The organism is Candidatus Methylomirabilota bacterium, assembly GCA_035315345.1.
Lineage (GTDB): Bacteria > Methylomirabilota > Methylomirabilia > Rokubacteriales > CSP1-6 > CAMLFJ01.
Map to the genome: position 1 here is coordinate 1 of DATFYA010000072.1, position 18,906 is coordinate 18,906.

The following is an 18,906-nucleotide window of genomic DNA, read 5'->3' on the forward strand; positions in this document are numbered from 1 at the left end:
CGAGCCGGTGCCGTTCGCCTACAAGCACATGATGCGGAGCCGCCGCATCGGCCACGCGCGCCTGACCCGCATGGATCCCGCCTTCGCGGCCCGCTACGACGCGTGGAAGCGCGCCCGGCCGGTGGCGGGGCCGATCCCCGCCGAGTTCCTGGATCTCTTCGAGAAGCCGAGCATCGCGCACCTCTCCACCTTGATGCCGGACGGCACGCCCCAGGTGACGCCGGTGTGGGTGGACTACGACGGCCGTGACGTCCTGGTGAACTCGGCGGCGGGCCGGCGCAAGGACCTCAACATGACCGCGCGCAAGGCGGTCGCGCTGGAGATCGCCGATCCCGACGATCCGAACCGCTACGTCGCGGTGCGGGGCACGGTGGTGGACATCACCGAGCACGGCGCGGACGCGCATCTCGACCGGCTGGCCCGCCGCTATCTCGGCCGCGACGGCTACCCGGATTCGTATCGCTTCCCGGGCGAGGTGCGGCGCATCTACCGTATCGCCCCGGAGAAGGTCACCACCTGGGACCCGTTCGGATAACTCTCACCCGGAGGAGCCACGCCATGCCCAAGCTCACCCAGCCCATCAATCCGCCCACCCTCATGAAGCCCGCGGGCTACTCCCACGGCTGGGAGGCGCAGGGCGGCAAGACGGTCTACATCGCGGGACAGGTCGCGACCGACCGCGAAGGTCACGTGGTGGGCCCGGGCGACCTGGTCGCTCAGTTCCGCCAGGTGTGCGAGAACCTCAAGGCGGTGGTGATGGCGCGCGGCGGGCAACTGAACGACGTGCTCAAGCTCACGATCTACGTGCTCTCGAAGAACGACTACAAGGCCAAGACCCGTGAGATCGGCGGGGTCTACCGCGAGTACTTCGGTCGGCACTACCCGGCCACGACCCTGGTCGAGGTCAAGGGCCTCTACGACGACGGCTGCCTGATCGAGATCGAAGGCGTCGCGGTCGTCGAGTGAGCGGAGCGAGCGCGCGGCCATGGCTCGGCGCCAACGCGATCGTCTCCATGCGCTACGACGCCAACGAGGTGGGGGCCGGGGTCACCGAGGTGCTCGCCAACGGAATGGCGGTCGTCATCGAGCCCGACGGGTAGGCTCTTGCCCGCGCGGGCGACGGGACTATACTCACGCCCGAGAGCGGCCCATCCGGGCCGGCGAGGCACGCGGCGCCGCGAACGCGAGACAGGGAGGACGAGACCATGCTGGGACGCCGGGACTTCCTCAGGCACACGGTGGCGGGCGCGGTCGCGATGTCGATGGCCTCCCGGGCCCACGCCCAGGCCGCCAAGATCAAGCCAGGTCCGCGCGACGTGCTCCTGGTCGTTGACGTGCAGAACGACTTCATCCCGGGGGGCGCCCTGCCGGTCAACGAGGGCGACGCGATCGTGCCCCTCATCAACAAGCTGGCCGGTGGCTTCGAGCACGTGATCCTGACCCAGGACTGGCACACCCCGAGCCACGTCTCCTTCGCGTCCTCGCATCCCGGCAAGAAACCGTTCGAGGCCGTTTCCCTCGAGTACGGCACGCAGGTGCTGTGGCCGGAGCACTGCGTGCAGGGCACGCCCGGCGCGGACTTCCACAAGGATCTCAAGATCCCGCACGCCGAGCTGGTGATTCGCAAGGGCTACCGCAAGCATATGGACTCGTACTCCGCCTTCTTCGAGGCGGACGGCAAGACGACCACGGGGCTGTCCGGCTACATGAAGGATCGCGGCTTTCAGCAGGTATACCTGGTGGGGCTCGCCACCGACTTCTGCGTATGCTGGTCGGCGCTCGATGCCCGCAAGATAGGCCTCGGCGCCTCGGTGATCGAGGATGCCTGCCGCGGCATCGACACCGGCGGCTCGCTCGCCAAGGCCTGGGACCAGATGACCAAGGCGGGGGTCAAGCGGATCCGCTCCGCCGACCTCGCGGTCTAGTCGGTCGTGACCCGCCGCCGGGCGGCAGTCGGGGCGCTCCTGGCGGCCGTGGTCGCCGGCGCCGGGTGATGACCACCGAGATCCGGACGAGTGCTCGACGGGAGCCCGGTGACCGGTTCTACGCGATCGTCCGGCTGCTTGGGCGGTTTTGGATCTGGTTCTTCTTCAAGCATGTCGAGGTCGCCCGGGCCGAGCGGGTGCCGCCCGACGGCCCCGTCCTCCTCTGCATCAACCACCCGAACAACCTGATCGACTCCCTGCTCGTCGGTGGCGTCCTCCACCGGGAAGTCCACTACCTCGCCACCGCCGCCCTGTTCCGCAACCCGCTGGTGGGCCGCTTCCTGACCGCGTGCGGAGCGATTCCGGTCTACCGAAAGCAGGACGATCCGACCCGGATGGAGCGGAACACCGACGCGTTCGCGGCGTGCTTCCGCGCGCTGGAAGGCGGCGGCGTCATCGGCATCTATCCCGAGGGCACCACGCACTCGGAGAGCCGCGTGCAGCGCATCAAGACGGGGGCCGCCCGGATCGCGCTCGAGTACGAGTCGTCGCGCCGCGGCCGGCCCCTGGCCCTGGTCCCGGTGGGGCTCAACTTCGAGGCCCGCAAGTCCTTCGGCGGCCATGTTCGGGTCTCGTTCGGCGAGCCGATCTCGCTGCCCGCCTATGCGAGCGCCTACCGCGACGATGCGGTCAAGGCCGTGGAGGCGTTGACCACCGCGATCCAGCACGGCATGGAGGCCGAGGTGCTCCACGTCGCCCGGCCGGAGCGGCAGGATCTGATCCGCGCGGTGGAGCAGATCTACAGCGCCGATCTCATCCGCGAGCTGCAGCGGGAGCGCGGGCTCGGCACGCGCCAGATCGACCCGCTGCGCCTCTCGCGGACCATCGCCAACGCGGTGGCCCACTTCGAGCAGCGCGATCCCGCGCGCGTGGACCGCCTGTGCGCCGCGCTGCAGCGCTATCGGGCGATGCTGGCGGCCCACCAGGTGCGAGACCAGGCGGTGCGCGCTCGCGCGGAGCGGGTCCCCGGCACACGACTGCGGCGCTCCTGGGAGGCCTCGCTGGGTCTGCCGCTCTTCGCCTACGGCCTTCTGGTCAATGCCCTGCCCTACCTGCTGCCGCGCTGGCTCGCCCGCCGCACCGCACGCAAGGAGACTGACTACGCCACCACGCGGCTCCTCGCGAGCATCCTCGCCTTCCCGCTCTTCTGGGCGCTGGAAGTGTGGGTGGTGTGGCGACTCACGAGCCTCGGCTGGGCCGTTCTCTTCGCGCTCTCCCTGCCGATGTCCGGCCTCCTCGCCTATCGGTACCTGCGTGGCGTGGGCCGGCTGCGGAGCCAGCTCCGCTTCGGCTGGCTCGCCCTGACCCATCGCCAGTCGGCCGCGCGCCTGCTCGCCGAGCGGCGCGCGCTGGTCTCAGAGCTGGAGCGAGCCAAGGAGGAGTACCTGGCCGCGACGCACGGGAGCAGCTTTTGAGCATCCTCAGGCTCGAAGAGCTGTCCACCCCGCAGCTGGACGCGCTCGACCGGGGGCGCACCGTGGTGATCTTGACCGTGAGCCCGCTGGAGACCCACGGCCCGCACCTGCCGCTCGGCGTCGACGCCTTCACCGCCCGCCACTTCGCCGAAGCGGTCGCCGAGCGCGTGGTGGCCACGCGTCCGGGATGGTCGGCGGTGCTCGCCCCGACGCTGCATCTGGGCTCATTCACCTTCGACACGGTCGGCACGGTGACGGTCCGGCAGCGGGTGGTGCGCGATGCGGTCGTCGACTACGGGCGCGCGCTCGCCCGCGCCGGCTTCCGGCACGTGCTCGTCTCGAACGGCCACGGCGGGCCGGGCCACCTGGTCGCATTGGAGGAGGCTGCGGCCATCGTGTCGCGCCGCCACTCGATCATGATGGCGTCCTTCACCGGCCATCTGGCGTGGGAGTTCCTGCGGGGCCGCCTGCTGCCCCGCATCGAGGCCGGTCTGGGCCGCCCCCTCTCCGCCCGGGAGCGCCAGGCATTCTCCGAGGATGCGCACGGCGGCTGGTGGGAGACTTCCATCATGCTCGTCCTGCGTCCCGATCTGGTGGACGAGGGATACCGCCGGCTCCCCGCCGCGCGCTATTCCCTCGCCGAGCGCCTCGTGCCCAACTATCCTTTGCGCAACGGCGGGGCGGGCTACGTGGGACACCCGGCTCTCGCCGACCCCGCGTTCGCGCGGGTCACGACCGAGGTGCTGATGAGCGAGGCCATGACCGTGGTGGACGGCCTGCTCGACGGACGCCTTCGTCCCTCGCAGCGGCGGTCCCCGTTCTTCGCCATCCCGTTCTTCCGCACCAACTTCCGGCGGATGGCGGGCGCGATCGGGGCGGCCGCGGCCGTGCTGGCCGGCTGGTGGATCTTCCGCTGACAAAGGAGACGACCATGAAGGCGTACGTGCTGATCGAGACCGCGGCGGGCAAGACCAAGAACGTGAAGAAGTCGCTGACCAAGATCAAGAGCCCGAGGGCCACGGTGGCCGCGATGGACGCGGTCACCGGGCCCTACGACTTCATCGCGGTGGTGGACGGCCAGTCCCTCGACGCGATCGGCAGCCTCGTGACCGACGCCATCGGCGTCATCGACGGGGTGACCCGCACCACCACCTGCGTGGCGGTGACCGTCGGCTAGCCCGAGCATGGTCGGGCGCCACCGAATGCGAGCCGAGCGGATCGGTCACCCGATGGCCGGGGGAGCGCCATGACTTCCGCGAGCCATCCCGGGCCGGTCGTCGCGTGCGCGGCCTACGCGGGCGGCTACCGCGTGGCCAACGTGGCGCTCGACGACATCAGCGAGGTCATCAAGCAGGACGACCGCTTCGTGTGGATCGGCCTCTACGAGCCCGACGAGGCCTTGCTCCGCCAGGTCCAGGCCGAGTTCGGCCTGCACGACCTCGCCATCGAGGACGCGCACCTGGCCCACCAGCGGCCGAAGCTGGAGCGCTACGGCGACGCGCTCTTCATCGCGCTGCGGACCGCGCAGCCGGACCGGGAGCACCGCCGCATCGCGTTCGGCGAGACCCACCTCTTCGTGGGCGCGCGCTACGTGGTCTCGGTCCGCCACGGCGCGTCCCTCTCGTACGCCGACGTGCGCGCGCGGTGCGAGGCCACGCCCCACCTGCTCGCCAAGGGCCCCGCGTTCGTGCTGCACGCGATCATGGACTTCGTGGTCGACCAGTACTTCCCGATCGTGGACGCCTTCGAGGACGACCTGGAGGTCCTCGAGGATGACATCTTCAACGAGCGGATCAGCCGGGAGACCACCATGCGCATCTACACCCTCAAGCGCGACCTGCTCGAGGTCAAGCGCGGGGTCTCTCCGCTCGTCGACATGTGCAACCGTCTCATGCGACCCGGCATCGACCTGATCCCGGAGGACGCGACCCCCTACTTCCGCGATGTCTACGATCACGCGGTCCGGATCAACGAGAAGGTGGACAACCTCCGCGAGCTGCTGTCCACCGCGCTCGAGGCCAACCTGTCGCTGACCACCATCGCGCAGAACGAGGCCACCAAGCGGATCACCGGCTGGGCCGCCATCTTCGCGGTGCCCACCATGATCGCCGGCGTCTACGGCATGAACTTCAGGTTCATGCCCGAGCTGGAATGGCGCTACGGCTATCCGATGGTGATGGTGGTCACGGTGGGCCTGTGTGGCCTGCTGTACTACCGCTTCAAGCGCGCCGGCTGGCTCTGATAGAATCGCCCGCGGTCATGCGCGCGCTCGTGATGGGCGGCACCGAGTTCATCAGCCTCCACCTGCTGCAGGCGCTGCGCCGGCGCGGGCACGAGACCACCGTGTTCAATCGCGGGCGGAATCCGGAGCGGCTGCCCGCCGGGGTGTCGCGCATCACCGGCGACCGGAAGGATCACCCCGGCCTCCGGGAGCGCCTGCGCGGCCAGCGCTTCGACGGGGTGTTCGACGTGACCTACGCCCCGACCCTTCCCGAGGACGTGGCCGCGCTGCTCGACGCCCTCGAGGGCTCGCCCCACGTGGTCTTCGTGTCCACCGCCCGCGTCTACGATCACCACCTGCCGATTCCCTACTCGGAGGAGACGCCGCGCGGCCTCTACTGGGGCGACTACGCTCGCCACAAGATCGGTGGCGAGGACGCCCTCTTCGAGCGGCACCGCGACCGGGGCCTGCCGGTGACGGTGGTGCGGCCGACCCACGTCATGGGCCCGCTCAACACGCGCAACAACGAAGCCTTCTTCATGGACCGCATCCATCGCGGGCGGCCGGTGCTGGTGCCGGGGCACGGCGGCTGGCTCCGTCAGTTCGGCCACGTCGAGGACCTCGCGGAGGTGATGGCCGCGATGCTGGGTGACGGCCGGACGTACGGGCAGGCCTACAACGTCATGGGCGAGGACGTGATCAGCCAGGTCGGCTTCGTGGAGCTGATCGCCGAGGTGGTCGGCCGGCCGGTGACCCTCCGCCACTTCGACCCCGCGCTGCTCAAGAGCTTCGACAAGCCGGGGCCGGTCTTCGGGCAGAACCTCGTGTACGACTGTCACGCCGTGCACACCACCACCAAGCTGCGGGCCACCCTGGGCCTCCGTCCGCGCTACACGCTGCACGCCGGGCTCGCCCAGACGTGGGACTGGTATCGCGCCCAGGGCCTCACCGCGCGGCCGGTCGACTTCTCGTTCGAGGACGAGCTCCTCTCCAAGATCGGCGCGTGACCCGCGGCATCCTCGTCTACTACCCCCAGGCGGGAGAGGCGCGCGCGTACGCCGATCTGATCCGCCTGCCGTCGCGGTCCTTCTCGGTCCACGTGGCCTCGACGCCGGAGGAGGCCGAGGGCCCCGCGGTCGAGGCCGAGATCTTCTACTGCTGGGGGCTGCCGCCCCGCTTCCTCGGCCAGGCGAAGCGGCTGCGCTGGATCCAATGCATGGGCGCCGGCGTCGAGCGCCTGCTCGTGCCGGAGCTGCCCGCGGACGTGCGTGTCACGCGCGCGGCCGGGATCTTCGGGCCGTGGATGGCCGAGTACAGCGTCGGCTGGTGCCTCTGGGTGACGCAGCGGATGAAGGGGTTCCTGGCGAGCCAGCGCGCCCGGCGGTGGGAGCCGATCGATCCCATCCCGCTCCGAGGCCAGACCCTGTGCGTGGTGGGGCTGGGCGACATCGGCCGCCACGTCGCGCGCGCCGGCCGCGCCCTCGGCATGCGGGTGATCGGCGTCACCCGCAGCGGACGCAGGACGCGCGAGGCCGAGCGCGTCTACCGGACCGCCGCGCGGCGGTCCGCGCTGGCCCGCGCCGACTTCGTGGTGCTCACCCTGCCCTTGAGCGACGCGACGCGCGGGCTGCTGGGCGCCGCCGAGCTGGGCGCGATGAAGGCGTCGGCGTGGCTGATCAACGTCGCCCGCGGCCCCATCGTGGATGAGGCGGCCCTGCTGGCCGCGCTGCGGGGCGGCCGCCTGGGCGGCGCCGTGCTCGACGTCTTCGACACCGAGCCGCTGCCGCCCGCCCATCCGTTCTGGGGGATGGACAACGTGGTGGTGACACCGCACATCTCGGGCCCGAGCACCCCGCGCGAGATCGGGCCGATCTTCGCCGACAACCTCCGTCGCTACGTCGCCGGACGCCCGCTCCGCTACCAGGTCGACCGCCCCCGCGGCTATTAAAGGTTGTCAACCTCTCCCCCTCTCCCCTCAGGGGAGAGGGCAGGGTGAGGGGCGGTGCGAGCGGCGCTACCCCTTCTCCACCCCCACCCGGATCACCTCCCCGCGCCCCCTCCACCGCACCACCGGCAACAGCAGTTCCAGCAGCAGCTTGAGCACCCCGTACACCGGCCGCCACTCGGCGAGCCGCGCGAGGCGCCCGTAGTGGCGATCCCGCAGCCAGAACCCGAGGCTCCACAGGTAGTAGCGCGGCTTGGCCTGGTGCCAGCACCACACCACCCGTCCTCCGGCCCGCGTCACCACGCGCTCGATCGTCTCCGGCGTGAACTGCGAGAGGTGCCGCGGCAGCTCGAGCCCCGACCACGCGCGGCCGAAGAGCCGCGCGCCGAGGCCGCCCGCATTCGGAACTTCGAGGACGAGCAACCCGTCGCGGTCGAGCCACTCCAGCATCCGGCGCACCGCGGCCACCGGATCCGGCACGTGCTCGAGCACGTGGAACGAGCTCACCACGTCGAACCCGCCGGGGCCGAACGGGGCGCCGAGCAGATCCCCCACGTGCACGCGCTCCGAAAAGCGCCGCGCCTTCTTCGCGGCCGCCTCGTCGACCTCGACGCCGGCGACCTGCCAGCCGAGCGCCCGGGCGACGCCGAGCGCTCCGCCCGAGCCGCAGCCCACGTCGAGGTAGCGCCCGCGTCCTCGCCACGGCGGGCAGTCCCACCGGATCCGCCGCGCCAGCCACCGCCCGCGCCAGCGCGTGAGCGGGCCGGCGGTCGCGTCCGCCATGCCGGCGTAGCCCAGGCGCGAGGCGAGCGCCCAGCGCGCGGCGCGCACCCGCCCGGGCGAGCCCTTGAGCGGCACGCGCGGCGAGGGCTCCTGGTGGCGCGGGTAGTGATCGGGGTAGCAGTCGGCCAGGTGATCGTCGCGGACGCGGGGCCGCTGATAGAGGAACCCGCACCGCCGGCAGCGCGCGACGGTGTAGAGGCCCGGCACCGCGAAGGCGCGATCCGGAGTCGTCCAGAGCGGGTCGGCGTCGACGGCGCCGCACACAAAGCACGGGCCGTCGACGGTGGGGAGCGACACCGCTACTTCTTCGAGAGCAGCCAGTGGCCGATGGCCAGGTGTGGCAGTCCGGAGCGCTCGAACGTGTCCACCGCGTCGGCGGCGCCGCCCACGATCGGCTCGCCGTGGAGGTTGAACGAGGTGTTGAGCACCGCGCCCACGCCGGTCCGCCGCTGGAACTCGCTGATCACCGCGTGGTACTCCGGGTTCCACGCCTTCTCCAAAATTTGCGGCCGTGCCGTCGCATCGTGCGGATGGATCGCCGCGGCCAGGGCGTCGCGCGCGGCCGGCTTGGTGGGCATGGCCAGCATCATGTAGGGCGACGCAAAGCCCTTGGGGTTGACCAGGTAGTCCCCCGCCCGCTCGGCCAGGACCGTGGGGGCGAACGGCATCCAGAAATCGCGGTTCTTGATCATGCGGTTGATGAGCCCGACCACCCGGTGGTCCGAGGGATTCGCGAGGATCGAGCGATTGCCGAGCGCCCGGGCCCCGAACTCCATGCGGCCCGCGCACCGGGCCACCACCCCGTCGGAGACCAACAGCTCCGCGATACGCTCCTCGATGTGGTCCTGATAGGCGATCTTGTACCGGCCGTGGAGCCCCCGCTCGGTGATGATCGCCTCGGCCTCCTCGTCGGTCACCGACGGGCCGAGGTAGGCCGGCCCGAACGGCTGCGGCGCCGCCACCTGCCCCCGTCGCGCGCATGCCTGCACGTAGCCGAGATACGCGGCGCCCACCGCGTTGGACTCGTCGCCGCACGAGGGGAACGCGAACAGCTCCTCCACCCAGTCCTCCTGGCCGATCAGCATGTTCGCCTTCACGTTCATGAACACGCCGCCGCCCAGGGCGAGCCGGCTGCCCCCGTGGCGCTGCCGCATGAGGCGGGCCCAGCGGAGCAGGATGTCCTCGAGCAGCCGCTGGGCCCCGCCGGCCACCCAGTCGAAGCGCAGGCCCACCATCGCGCGCAGGAGCAGCGCGTAGCGCTCGCCCGGGGCGAGCCAGCGGAAGCGGGCGGGCCGGCCCTCGTCGAGATCGAAGACGGCGCGCAGGGCCTCCTCCGCGCGTCGCGCGTACTTCTCGGGCGCGTAGGGGGCCATGCCCATGACCTTGTACTCGTGCTCGCCGAACTTCATGCCGAGGGCCAGCGTGACGAACGAGTAGAAGGCGCCCACCGACCCGGGGGCGCTCGGCGTGGCTTCGCGGCGCTCGATGGCGAGCCCGGCGGCGGTCGACGCGGTCGCACACAGCCCGTCGCCCGAGTTGTCGTTGGTGAGCACCAGCGCCTCGCGCCCGCCGAAGCCCCCGCCCCAGTAGGCGGCCGCGGCGTGGCAGAGGTGGTGGTCGAGCGCGCAGATGCGCTCGCCGGCGATGCCGAGGTGGTCGGTGACGAAAGCCAGGCGCTCGCGCTCGGAGATGCCGAACTTGCCCCGCGAGGCGTCGCTCAGCCCGAGCTTCGCGCCCCATTTTCGAGCCTTCTTGCGAAAAGTCCGACCGGGCGAGGGCCAGGAGACGCCGTAGTACTCCCGCGCGTAGACCTCGTCGTGGAGCACCCGGTTGAGCCACTCCCGGGACGCCGCGCGGGCGCCCGCCAGCGCCACCACGTCGATCTGATCCGGCGTGATCCCGCACTCGCGCAGGAGAGCGTCGATGGCCCGCCGCGGATAGCCGGCGTCGTTCTTCAGCCGGCTGAACCGCTCTTCGGAGGCGCAGCCGATGATGCGGCCGTCGCGCAGCAGGGCCGCGGTGGCGCAGTGGGTCTCGGTGATGCCCAGGACGATCATGGCCCGCCCAGTATACCGTCCGTGTCCTCTCCCCCTCTCCCCTCCGGGGTGAGGGGCGGCGACACCCTATCTCGCGACCGACTCCGCGAGCCAGCGCGCGGTCCGGAGCAGCCGGGCATCGCTGTCGCGCGCGCCGACGAGCTGCACGCCGAGCGGGAGCCCGTTGGCCCCCTCCAGCAGGGGCACGCTGATCGCGGGCAGGCCCAGCAGCGTCCACATCGAGTTGAAGGTCGGCTCGCCGGTGGATTCGAGGCCGGCCGGCGCGGTCCCGTGCGCCGCCGGGGTCAGGATGGCATCGTAGCGCTGCTCGAACAGCTCGGCGAAGGTCGTCCGCAGCGCGGCGGTGGCCTCCTTCGCGGCCAGATACTCCCGCGCGCGCACCTCCCGACCGTGGGAGATCCGGCTCTGCAGCGCCGTCGACAGGCGGTCGCGCCCGGTCTCCCATTCACGCCTGAGGTTGATCGCCATCTCGGCGTCCATCACCGTCCGGTGCCGCTCGGCCAGCTCGTCGGCGCCGACGCTCAGATCGAACTCCTCCACCCGCCCGCCGAGATGCTCGACCAGCTCGCCCAGCGCGGCCTGCGCGTCCGCGTCCACCTGGCTCCAGCGGCCGCTCCGGAAGAAGCCGAACCGCGGCTCGATCGGCGGCTCCTCCGCGGCGAGGGCGCGATAGGGGGCCCGGGCCCGGGCGATCGAATCCGGATCGCGCTCGTCGTAACCGGCCAGATCTTCGAGGAGCAGCGCCAGGTCCTCGACGGTCCGCGCGAACAGGCCCACGTGATCCAGGCTGCCGGAGAGGCGGAACATTCCGTGGCGCGACACCAGGCCGTGGGTCGGCTTGAGCGCGAACACGCCGCAATAGGCCCCCGGGCGGATCACCGAGCCTCCCGTCTGGCTGCCGAGCGAGAGCGGCACCATGCCCGCGGCCACCGCGGCGGCCGACCCGCTCGACGAGCCGCCGGGCGTGTGCGCCGGATTGTGGGGATTGCGGGTCTTCCCCGGCGTGCGCGTCGCGAACTCGGTCGTGACCGTCTTGCCCAGGATGACGGCTCCCGCCGCGCGGAGCCGCTCCACCACTCCGGCGTCGCGCGACGGCGTCCGCCCCGCGTGCAGCACCGACCCGTTCTCGGTCGGCATGTCCGCCGTATCGATGATGTCCTTCAGCCCCACCGGCACCCCATTCAATGACCCGACCGGCCTCCCCGACAGCCGCCGCTCATCCGCCCCCTTGGCCTGCGCCACCGCATACTCCGCATCAAGAAACGCCCACGCCTGTACCGTCTCCTCGATCTCCCGGATCCTCCTCAAACACGCCTCCACCACCTCCACCGCCGTCACCCGCCCCTCCCCCATCAACCCCGCCAGCTCCCCCGCCGACATCTCCCACAGGTCCCTCCGCTCGTTCATGCCAGAGTCTCTCCCGAAGTCCGGTGTGTGACGCGACACTTCAGCGGCTCCCCGTGGGCTCCAGCGTCACCACGATGCGCTCCTGATCCCGTCGCAGCACCAGCGGGAGCGGGCCGTCCGGACCGGCCGCCAGCAGCGCCTCCCGGACCGCGTCCAGGGTGACCACCGGCCGGCCGTTCACCTCGGTCAGCACGTCGCCGACCTTGACGCCCGCCCGCTCGGCGCGGCTCCTGGGAAGTACCGCGGCCACCGAGGGGGTCACGGCGGGCCGCGCCCCGCCCAGCTCGGGCTGGCCATCGGGCTCCCGCACCAGGAAGCCGTACTCGGCCGCCACCCGCTCGGCCGCAACCTGGTCGGGCATCGGACCGACCTTCACCTGCACGGGCCGGCGGCCTTCCTCGCGCCGCAGCACGGTCAGCCGCACCGTCTCGCCGACGGTGGTGGAGGCGATCGCTCGCTGGAGGCTCCGCGTGTCGACCACCGGGCGGTCCCGGAAGGCGACGACCAGGTCGCCGGTCTCGAGCCCCGCTGCGGCCGCCGGCGTCTCCTTGATGACCTCCACGATCACCGCCCCGAAGCCCTCGCGCATGCCGAACCGCTTGGAGATATCCTCCATCTCCTGCTCGGACAGATCGCGGATGCGCACCCCGAGCCACGCCCAGCGAGGCGTCGCGGCCATCGCGGGCGCGGTCAGGGCGGCGAGCAGCAGGACGGCCAGGACCGCGCGCCTCACGCCCGTCCGCCCTCGCCGGTGAGATGGCTCAGCAGATCGTCCAGCGCGGAGGCGAGCCGCTCGAGCCGCCGCTCGACGTGCAGCTCTTCGAGCAGGGCCTGGCGAGCGGCCGCGGCGGGGACCAGCGCCGAGGCGACCTGATCGCACAGCTCGGCCGGATCGCGGACCGCGTCCAGGCCCGTCTGCAGCTCTGCCCCGGACCGGCCCACCGCGGTCAGGATCTGCCGGCAGCGCGCCCTCACCCGGTCGGCCAGCGCCAGGACGCTCGGCCCCTCGGCCCCGGTCTCCTCGAGCGGAGTCGCCGCGACCATGCGGTAGAGCGTGTCGGCGGGCAGCTCGCGATCGATGCGCACCCGGCAGTCGCCTCGGAGCAACAAGTTGTAGCGGCCGCTGGGCAGGCGCTCCCACTGCACGATGCGGCCGGCCCCCGCCACGTCGTACACCGGCGGCTTGCCCTCGTACGCGGCCTCGTAGCCGGGCTTGAGGCCCACCACCGCCAGGCGCTCGTCGCGCGCCAGACAGTCGGTGATCATCGCGCGGTAGCGGGCCTCGAAGATGTGCAGTGGCAACATGGTGCGAGGGAAGAACGTCAGCTCGGGGAGCGGGAAGATCGGCAGGGAGACCTGAGGCACTACCTCACCCGATACTCGGGAGCTTGAGCGCGGCGACCGCCTCGACCCGCGCGGCGGCCGCGGCCGCGATCGTCCGGAAGGCCTGGGCCTGGGCGGAGTCCGGCTGGCCCACCGTGATCGGCACGCCCGCGTCGCCGCCCTCGCGCGTCTCCATCTCGAGCGGGATCTGGCCCAGCAGCGGCACGCCGAACTCGTCGGCCACCCGCTGGCCGCCGCCTTCGCCGAAGATGCCGTAGCGCCGGCCGGTGTCGGGCGCGACGAAGTAGCTCATGTTCTCAACGATGCCGAGGATCGGCACGTTGAGCTTGCGGAACATCCCGAGTGCCTTGCGCACGTCGAGGAGGGCCACCTCTTGCGGCGTGGTGACCATGACCACGCCGGACAGCGGCACCACCTGCGAGAGCGACAGCTGCGCGTCGCCGGTGCCCGGCGGCATGTCGAACACGAGGTAGTCGAGCGGCCCCCAGTTCACGTCGCGGAGGAACTGCTGGACCGCCGAGTGGATCATCGGGCCGCGCCACACCAGCGCCTCGCGCTCGGCCACCAGCAGGCCGATCGACATGATCTTGATGCCGTGTGCCTCGACCGGAATGATCTTGTTGTCGAACATGCCGGGGCGGCCCTTGGCCCCCATCATGAGCGGCACGTCGGGACCGTACACGTCGACGTCAACCAATCCCACCTGGGCGCCCGACTGCTTGAGGGCCAGCGCGAGATTCACCGCCACCGTGGACTTGCCGACGCCGCCCTTGCCGGACGAGACCGCGATGGTGTGCTTGACCTCGGGGATGAAGTCGGCGGGCGCGGGCGCCGCCGGCTGACCGGGCGCGTGGCCCGCGTGCCCGGCGGCCGGCGGGCGCGCCGCCGCCGAGCCCATCTTCACGCTCACGCGGCTCACCCCGGGCAGCTGCGAGACCGCGCGCGAGGCGCTGCTGTGCAGCTGCGCCTTGGTGGCCGGCGCCTGCCCGGTGAAGGCCAGGGTGAACGAGACCTCGGCGTCCTGGATGCGCAGCTCCTTCACGAGGCCGAGGCTCACGATGTCCTGGTTTCGGTCCGGATCCCGGATCTCGCGAAGCGCGTCGAGGACGGTGCGTTCGGTCGGAGCGGCGGGTGTGGCCATGCTGTGAGCGCAGTATAGGGGCGACGCACCGCCGCGTCAACGCGGAGAGCCCGTCGCCATGCCGTCCAAGCCCTTGGCGAACTTGAAAAATCGGGCCGGAATTGCTACAACGGTCACGTGCTCGGAGCCGACGACTTCCGGCGTGTGATGAGCCACTTCGCCACCGGGGTGACGATCATCACCGCGTGGGACGAGGGCGGTCGCCCCACCGGCCTCACCGCCAGCTCATTCACCTCGGTCTCGCTCAACCCGCCCCTGGTCCTGGTCTGCGTCTCGCAGAAGGCGCAAAGCTATCCGGCCATCCAGGCGGCGGGCCGCTTCGCGGTCAACATCCTGTGCATGGGCCAGGAAGGCGTCTCACGGCGGTTCGCGACCACCTCGGCGGGGGACGAGAAGTTCATCGGCCTCGACTACCGCACCGGTCCCTTCGGGCTCCCGGTGATCGCCGAGGCGCTCGCCGAGCTGGAGTGCACGGTGGTGCACGCCTATCCGGGCGGCGACCACACCATCTTCGTCGCGCAGGTCGAGACCGCGGACGCCCGGGCCGACCTCGGCAAGGAGCCCCTGCTCTATTTCCGCGGCAAGTATTCGCGCCTGCATCCGTAGGCGACGAGAACTTGCCGATGGCGTCCATTCCGCTCTCCCGACCGCCGGTCGACGGCGAGATCAAGGCCGCGGTGCTCGCCGCGGTCGATTCGCGGCAGTACATCCTCGGGCCCGAATGCCGCGCCTTCGAGCAGGAGTTCGCGGCGTACCTGGCGGTGAAGCACGCCGTCCTCACCAGCAGCGCCACCGCCGCCCTGTGGATGGGGCTCAAGGCCTGCGGCGTGAAGGCCGGCGACGAGGTCCTGGTTCCCTCGCACACCGCCTTCCCCACCGTGGAGGCGATCTGCGTCACCGGGGCGGTCCCGGTGTTCGTCGACGTGGATGCCTCGTACACCGTGGATCTGGCGGACGCCGCCGCGAAGGCCACGCCCCGGACGGTCGGCTTCGTGCCGGTGCACCTCTACGGGCATCCCGCCGACCTCGACGGCATCCGCGCCTTGTGCGAGGCGCGCAGCCTCTGGCTCCTCGAGGACTGCGCGCAGGCGCACGGCGCCGCCTGGCAAGGTCGCAAGGTGGGCTCGTTCGGGCGGGCCGGCGTCTTCTCGTTCTATCCGTCCAAGAACCTGCCGGTCATGGGCGACGGCGGGCTCTTGGCCACCGACGACGACGACGTGGCCGCCCGATGCCGACGGCTGCGCGACCACGGGCGGCTCAGCAAGGACCTCCACGCCGAGCTGGGCTTCAACCTGCGCTTCAACGACATCCAGGCCGCGGTGGGCCGCGTGCTGCTGCGGCGGCTCGACGCCATGAACGAGCATCGGCGCGCGCTGGCCGCCCGCTATCACGCCGGGCTGGCCGACCTCCCGCTGGCGCTGCCCACCGAGAGGCCCGGCGCGCGGCACGTCTACCACCTCTACGTGGTCAGGGCCTCCGAGCGTGACCGGCTCGCCGCCTTCCTCAAGGCGCGCGGCATCGCCACCGGGATCCACTATCCGGTTCCGGCCCATCGTCAGCCCGCGGTCGAGCTGCTGGATCCGCCGGTTCTGCCCCGCACCGAGGCGCTCGTCGGCGAGATCCTCAGTCTGCCGATCTCGGCCGGGCATACCGAGGAGGAGATCGACACGGTCATCGCCGCGATCAAGGAGTTCTACCGCGCGGGGTGACCGGCCGTCGGTGACGGCGATCGCGCGGGGCACCACGTGAACATCCTGCAGATCTACCCGAAGGGGGACTACTTCACCGGCGCGGCCATCCAGCTGCGCGACCTGGCCACCGGCCTGGCCGGGCACGGCCATCACGTCGTGGTGGCCACGCGGCCCAACCCCCACTGGGAGCGCGCCTGCGCCTCCGGGCTCGTGCAGCACGCCACCGTGCCGATGCGAAGCGGGGCGGATCTGGCCTCCGCGTGGGCGCTGGCCCGTCTCATCCGCGAGCACCGGATCGACGTCGTCCACTGCCAGAAGGGCCGGGCTCGTACCCTCGCCCTTCTCGCCGGCCTGGTCGTGCGCATCCCGGTGCTGATCCTGAACCGCGGGGTGAGCTTTCCGCCCGACCGCTGGAGCCGGCTCGGCTACACCACGTCGCGCGTGACCGCCATCGTGGCGGTCTGCCAGTCGATCAAGCGCGGGCTGGTGTCGGCCGGCGTGTCGCCGGGCAAGATCGAGGTGATCTACTCGGGCACCGATCTCGGACGCTTCCATGCCGGCGTCGACGGCCGGGCCATCCGCAGCGAGCTTCAGCTCGGGCCCGGCCACGCCCTGGTCACCCAGGTCGGCATCCGCTCGTGGCGCGGCAACGACGACGTGCTCGAGGCCATGACCCGCGTCTGCCACGCCGCCCCCCACGCCCGCCTGCTCTTCGTGGGGGCGCCGCCGCCGCGCGTGCCGGTCCTGCGGGACAAGGCGTTCCGGCGCGGGATCGGCGAGTCGGTGTTCGTGCTCGGGCACCGCGAGGACATCCCCGAGATCCTGTCCGGCAGCGACCTGGTCGTCGACGCCTCCTACGCGGGTCTCGGGCTCACCGGCTCGCTCCGCGAGGCCCTCGCGGTCGAGACCCCGGTCGTGGCCACCGACATCGAGGGGCACCCCGAGCTGATCGTCGAGGGCGAGACCGGCCTGCTGGTCCCGCCCCGCAATCCGGACGCGCTGGCCCAGGCGATCCTCCGCGTGCTGGAGAACCCGACGCGGGCCAAGGCCATGGCCCGGGCCGGCCGCAAGCGCGTCGAAGCCGTGTTCTCGATGGCCCAGAAGATCCAGCGCACGGAAGCGCTCTACCAGCGGCTGCTCGCCGCGCGGAGGACGGCGTGACCGCGCGCTATCACCTCCTCACGCGCCTGGTGCCGTATCTGCGGCCCTACTGGCCGCTCCTGGCGCTGGGCGGGGTGCTCGCCCTGGTGGTGTCGGGCTCCGAGGCCTTCATCGCGTGGCTGGTCAAGCCGGCGATGGACGACATTTTCCTGAAGCGCGACGTGACGATGCTGCGCCTGATCCCGCTGGTGCTGCTGGCGACCTACGTGATCAAGGGCGCGGGGCGCTTCGGCCAGTCCTACCTGATGGCCTCGGTGGGCGAGCGCGTGATCGCCCGCATCCGCGGCGAGCTGTACGCCCACATCCAGTCCATGCCGCTGTCCTTCTTCGCCTCCCTGCACTCCGCCGAGCTGATGACCCGCGTGGTGACCGACGTCAACCGGCTGGCCCGCCTGTCCTCCACCGTGCTCGTGATGGCGGTGCGGCACGTCGGCACCATCGTCGCGTTGATCGTGGTGATGTTCCTGCGCGAGTGGGTGCTGGCCCTGATCGCGATCGCGGTGTTCCCGGTGGTCGGGCTCGCGGTCCGGATCATCGGCCGCAAGCTCTACAAGATCAACCGGCGCGCCCAGCAGAAGATCGCCGAGCTGAACGTGGTCCTGCAGGAGTCCTTCACCGGGACGAAGATCGTCAAGGCCTTCGGGCGCGAGCGCCTCGAGCAGGAGCGATTCGATCAGGTCAACGACCGGCTCCTGGCCCTGGCCCTCAAGGACCGCCGCGTCGACGAGATGGCCGAGCCGATCATGGAGGTGCTGGGCGCGCTGGCCATCATGGGCGCGCTCTGGTACGGCGGCTACCGGGTCATCTCCGGCGCGCTGACCCCGGGCGAGTTCTTCTCGTTCACCGCCGCGGTGATCCTGCTCTACGGGCCGGTGCGGCAGCTCTCCCGCATGGCCAACACCGTGCAGCAGTCCATCGCCTCGGTGGAGCGGGTGTTCGAGATCCTCGACACGCCGCCGGCCATCGTGGACGCCCCGGACGCGCACGCCCTCGCCGGCTTCACCGACACCATCGTGTTCGAGGGCGCGGGGTTCCGCTATCCGGAGTCGGAGACGTGGGCCCTGCAGGACATCTCGCTGACCGTGCGGAAGGGCGAGCTGGTGGCCTTCGTGGGCATGTCCGGCGCGGGCAAGACGACGCTGATGGAGCTGCTGCCGCGCTTCCACGACGTCACCGCCGGCCGTATCACGCTGGACGGCCACGATCTCCGGACGGTCACGGTGGGCTCGCTTCGCGGCCTCATCGGCATCGTGACCCAGGACACGTTCCTGTTCCACGACTCGATCGAGTACAACATCGCCTACGGCCGGCCCGGCGCCACCCTCGCCGAGCTCGAGCGGGCGGCGCGGCAGGCCCAGGCCCACGACTTCATCGCGGCCCTGCCCGAGGGCTACGCCACCCCGGTGGGCGAGCGCGGGGTCAAGCTCTCGGGCGGCCAGGCCCAGCGGCTCGCGATCGCGCGGGCGTTTCTCAAGGATCCGCCGATCCTGATCCTGGACGAGGCCACCTCGGACCTCGACGCGGAGAGCGAATTCCTCGTCCAGCAGGCGCTCTCCGAGCTGATGCGCGGCCGCACCGTGCTGGTGATCGCGCACCGGCTGGCCACCGTGAAGCACGCCGACCGGGTCGTGGTCGTGCACGGAGGCCGCATCGCCGAGACGGGGACCCACGACGAGCTGATGGCCCGCGAGGACGGCATCTACCGCCGCCTCGCCACGCTGCAGTCGCTCGACGCCCTGTCGCCCTCCTGAGCCGC

General features: G+C 71.4%; 19 protein-coding genes and 1 pseudogene. 14 read left to right on the forward strand and 6 right to left on the reverse strand.

The window, feature by feature from the left end:
* From VKN16_08290 to VKN16_08335, 10 genes and pseudogenes are all read left to right on the forward strand, one after another.
* The coding region (locus tag VKN16_08290) for a TIGR03618 family F420-dependent PPOX class oxidoreductase (protein ID HME94198.1) at positions 1-535 on the forward strand (535 nt) is incomplete at its 5' end.
* A gap of 23 nt (positions 536-558) precedes the next feature.
* A complete protein-coding gene (locus VKN16_08295; protein HME94199.1) occupies positions 559-966 on the forward strand; it encodes a RidA family protein in 408 nt (135 codons plus the stop codon).
* Between the two features lie 23 nt (positions 967-989).
* A pseudogene (locus tag VKN16_08300) lies at positions 990-1,100 on the forward strand (heavy metal-binding domain-containing protein).
* A 162-nt stretch (positions 1,101-1,262) separates the two neighbouring features.
* Positions 1,263-1,925 (forward strand): bifunctional nicotinamidase/pyrazinamidase, encoded by a 663-nt coding sequence (gene pncA, locus VKN16_08305; GenBank protein ID HME94200.1) that lies wholly within the window; start codon positions 1,263-1,265, stop codon positions 1,923-1,925.
* Between the two features lie 68 nt (positions 1,926-1,993).
* A complete protein-coding gene (locus VKN16_08310; GenBank protein HME94201.1) occupies positions 1,994-3,400 on the forward strand; it encodes a lysophospholipid acyltransferase family protein in 1,407 nt (468 codons plus the stop codon).
* Positions 3,397-4,317: a creatininase family protein gene (locus tag VKN16_08315; GenBank protein ID HME94202.1), complete on the forward strand. Its 921-nt coding sequence runs from the start codon at positions 3,397-3,399 to the stop codon at positions 4,315-4,317. The genes VKN16_08310 and VKN16_08315 overlap by 4 nt, the downstream gene beginning before the upstream one ends.
* 14 nt (positions 4,318-4,331) lie before the next feature.
* Positions 4,332-4,577: an Lrp/AsnC ligand binding domain-containing protein gene (locus VKN16_08320; GenBank protein HME94203.1), complete on the forward strand. Its 246-nt coding sequence runs from the start codon at positions 4,332-4,334 to the stop codon at positions 4,575-4,577.
* 69 nt (positions 4,578-4,646) lie between these two features.
* Positions 4,647-5,642: a magnesium/cobalt transporter CorA gene (gene corA / locus VKN16_08325; protein ID HME94204.1), complete on the forward strand. Its 996-nt coding sequence runs from the start codon at positions 4,647-4,649 to the stop codon at positions 5,640-5,642.
* Between the two features lie 17 nt (positions 5,643-5,659).
* A complete protein-coding gene (locus tag VKN16_08330) occupies positions 5,660-6,628 on the forward strand; it encodes an NAD-dependent epimerase/dehydratase family protein (GenBank protein HME94205.1) in 969 nt (322 codons plus the stop codon).
* Positions 6,625-7,569 (forward strand): D-2-hydroxyacid dehydrogenase, encoded by a 945-nt coding sequence (locus VKN16_08335; protein ID HME94206.1) that lies wholly within the window; start codon positions 6,625-6,627, stop codon positions 7,567-7,569. Before VKN16_08330 ends, VKN16_08335 begins: the two co-directional genes overlap by 4 nt.
* Before the next feature lie 66 nt (positions 7,570-7,635).
* Here VKN16_08335 and VKN16_08340 read toward each other — a convergent pair whose 3' ends face one another.
* The 6 genes from VKN16_08340 to VKN16_08365 all read right to left on the reverse strand — a co-directional run bounded on the left by VKN16_08340 (position 7,636) and on the right by VKN16_08365 (position 14,298).
* Positions 7,636-8,646, reverse strand: a complete 1,011-nt coding sequence (locus VKN16_08340) for a class I SAM-dependent methyltransferase (protein ID HME94207.1) — start codon at positions 8,644-8,646, stop codon at positions 7,636-7,638.
* Positions 8,647-8,648: 2 nt separating this feature from the next.
* Positions 8,649-10,406 carry a carbamoyltransferase C-terminal domain-containing protein gene (locus tag VKN16_08345; protein ID HME94208.1) on the reverse strand — a complete coding sequence of 586 codons (1,758 nt, stop codon included), beginning with the start codon at positions 10,404-10,406 and terminating at the stop codon, positions 8,649-8,651.
* Between the two features lie 66 nt (positions 10,407-10,472).
* Complete coding sequence (locus VKN16_08350) at positions 10,473-11,813, reverse strand: amidase (protein ID HME94209.1); 1,341 nt, start codon at positions 11,811-11,813, stop codon at positions 10,473-10,475.
* Between the two features lie 40 nt (positions 11,814-11,853).
* Positions 11,854-12,546 (reverse strand): PDZ domain-containing protein, encoded by a 693-nt coding sequence (locus VKN16_08355; protein HME94210.1) that lies wholly within the window; start codon positions 12,544-12,546, stop codon positions 11,854-11,856.
* Positions 12,543-13,178 (reverse strand): LON peptidase substrate-binding domain-containing protein, encoded by a 636-nt coding sequence (locus tag VKN16_08360; protein HME94211.1) that lies wholly within the window; start codon positions 13,176-13,178, stop codon positions 12,543-12,545. Before VKN16_08360 ends, VKN16_08355 begins: the two co-directional genes overlap by 4 nt.
* A gap of 4 nt (positions 13,179-13,182) precedes the next feature.
* Complete coding sequence (locus VKN16_08365; protein ID HME94212.1) at positions 13,183-14,298, reverse strand: Mrp/NBP35 family ATP-binding protein; 1,116 nt, start codon at positions 14,296-14,298, stop codon at positions 13,183-13,185.
* Positions 14,299-14,415: 117 nt separating this feature from the next.
* On the opposite strand from VKN16_08365, the gene VKN16_08370 reads away from it, so the two are divergent.
* From VKN16_08370 to VKN16_08385, 4 genes are read left to right on the forward strand one after another with little or no spacing between them, the layout of a single operon-like run.
* Complete coding sequence (locus VKN16_08370) at positions 14,416-14,904, forward strand: flavin reductase family protein (protein HME94213.1); 489 nt, start codon at positions 14,416-14,418, stop codon at positions 14,902-14,904.
* A gap of 17 nt (positions 14,905-14,921) precedes the next feature.
* Complete coding sequence (locus VKN16_08375; GenBank protein ID HME94214.1) at positions 14,922-16,007, forward strand: DegT/DnrJ/EryC1/StrS family aminotransferase; 1,086 nt, start codon at positions 14,922-14,924, stop codon at positions 16,005-16,007.
* Between the two features lie 36 nt (positions 16,008-16,043).
* On the forward strand, positions 16,044-17,150 hold the full coding sequence (locus VKN16_08380) for a glycosyltransferase family 4 protein (GenBank protein ID HME94215.1): 1,107 nt from the start codon (positions 16,044-16,046) through the stop codon (positions 17,148-17,150).
* On the forward strand, positions 17,147-18,901 hold the full coding sequence (locus VKN16_08385; GenBank protein HME94216.1) for an ABC transporter ATP-binding protein: 1,755 nt from the start codon (positions 17,147-17,149) through the stop codon (positions 18,899-18,901). Before VKN16_08380 ends, VKN16_08385 begins: the two co-directional genes overlap by 4 nt.
* Positions 18,902-18,906 lie beyond the last annotated feature (5 nt).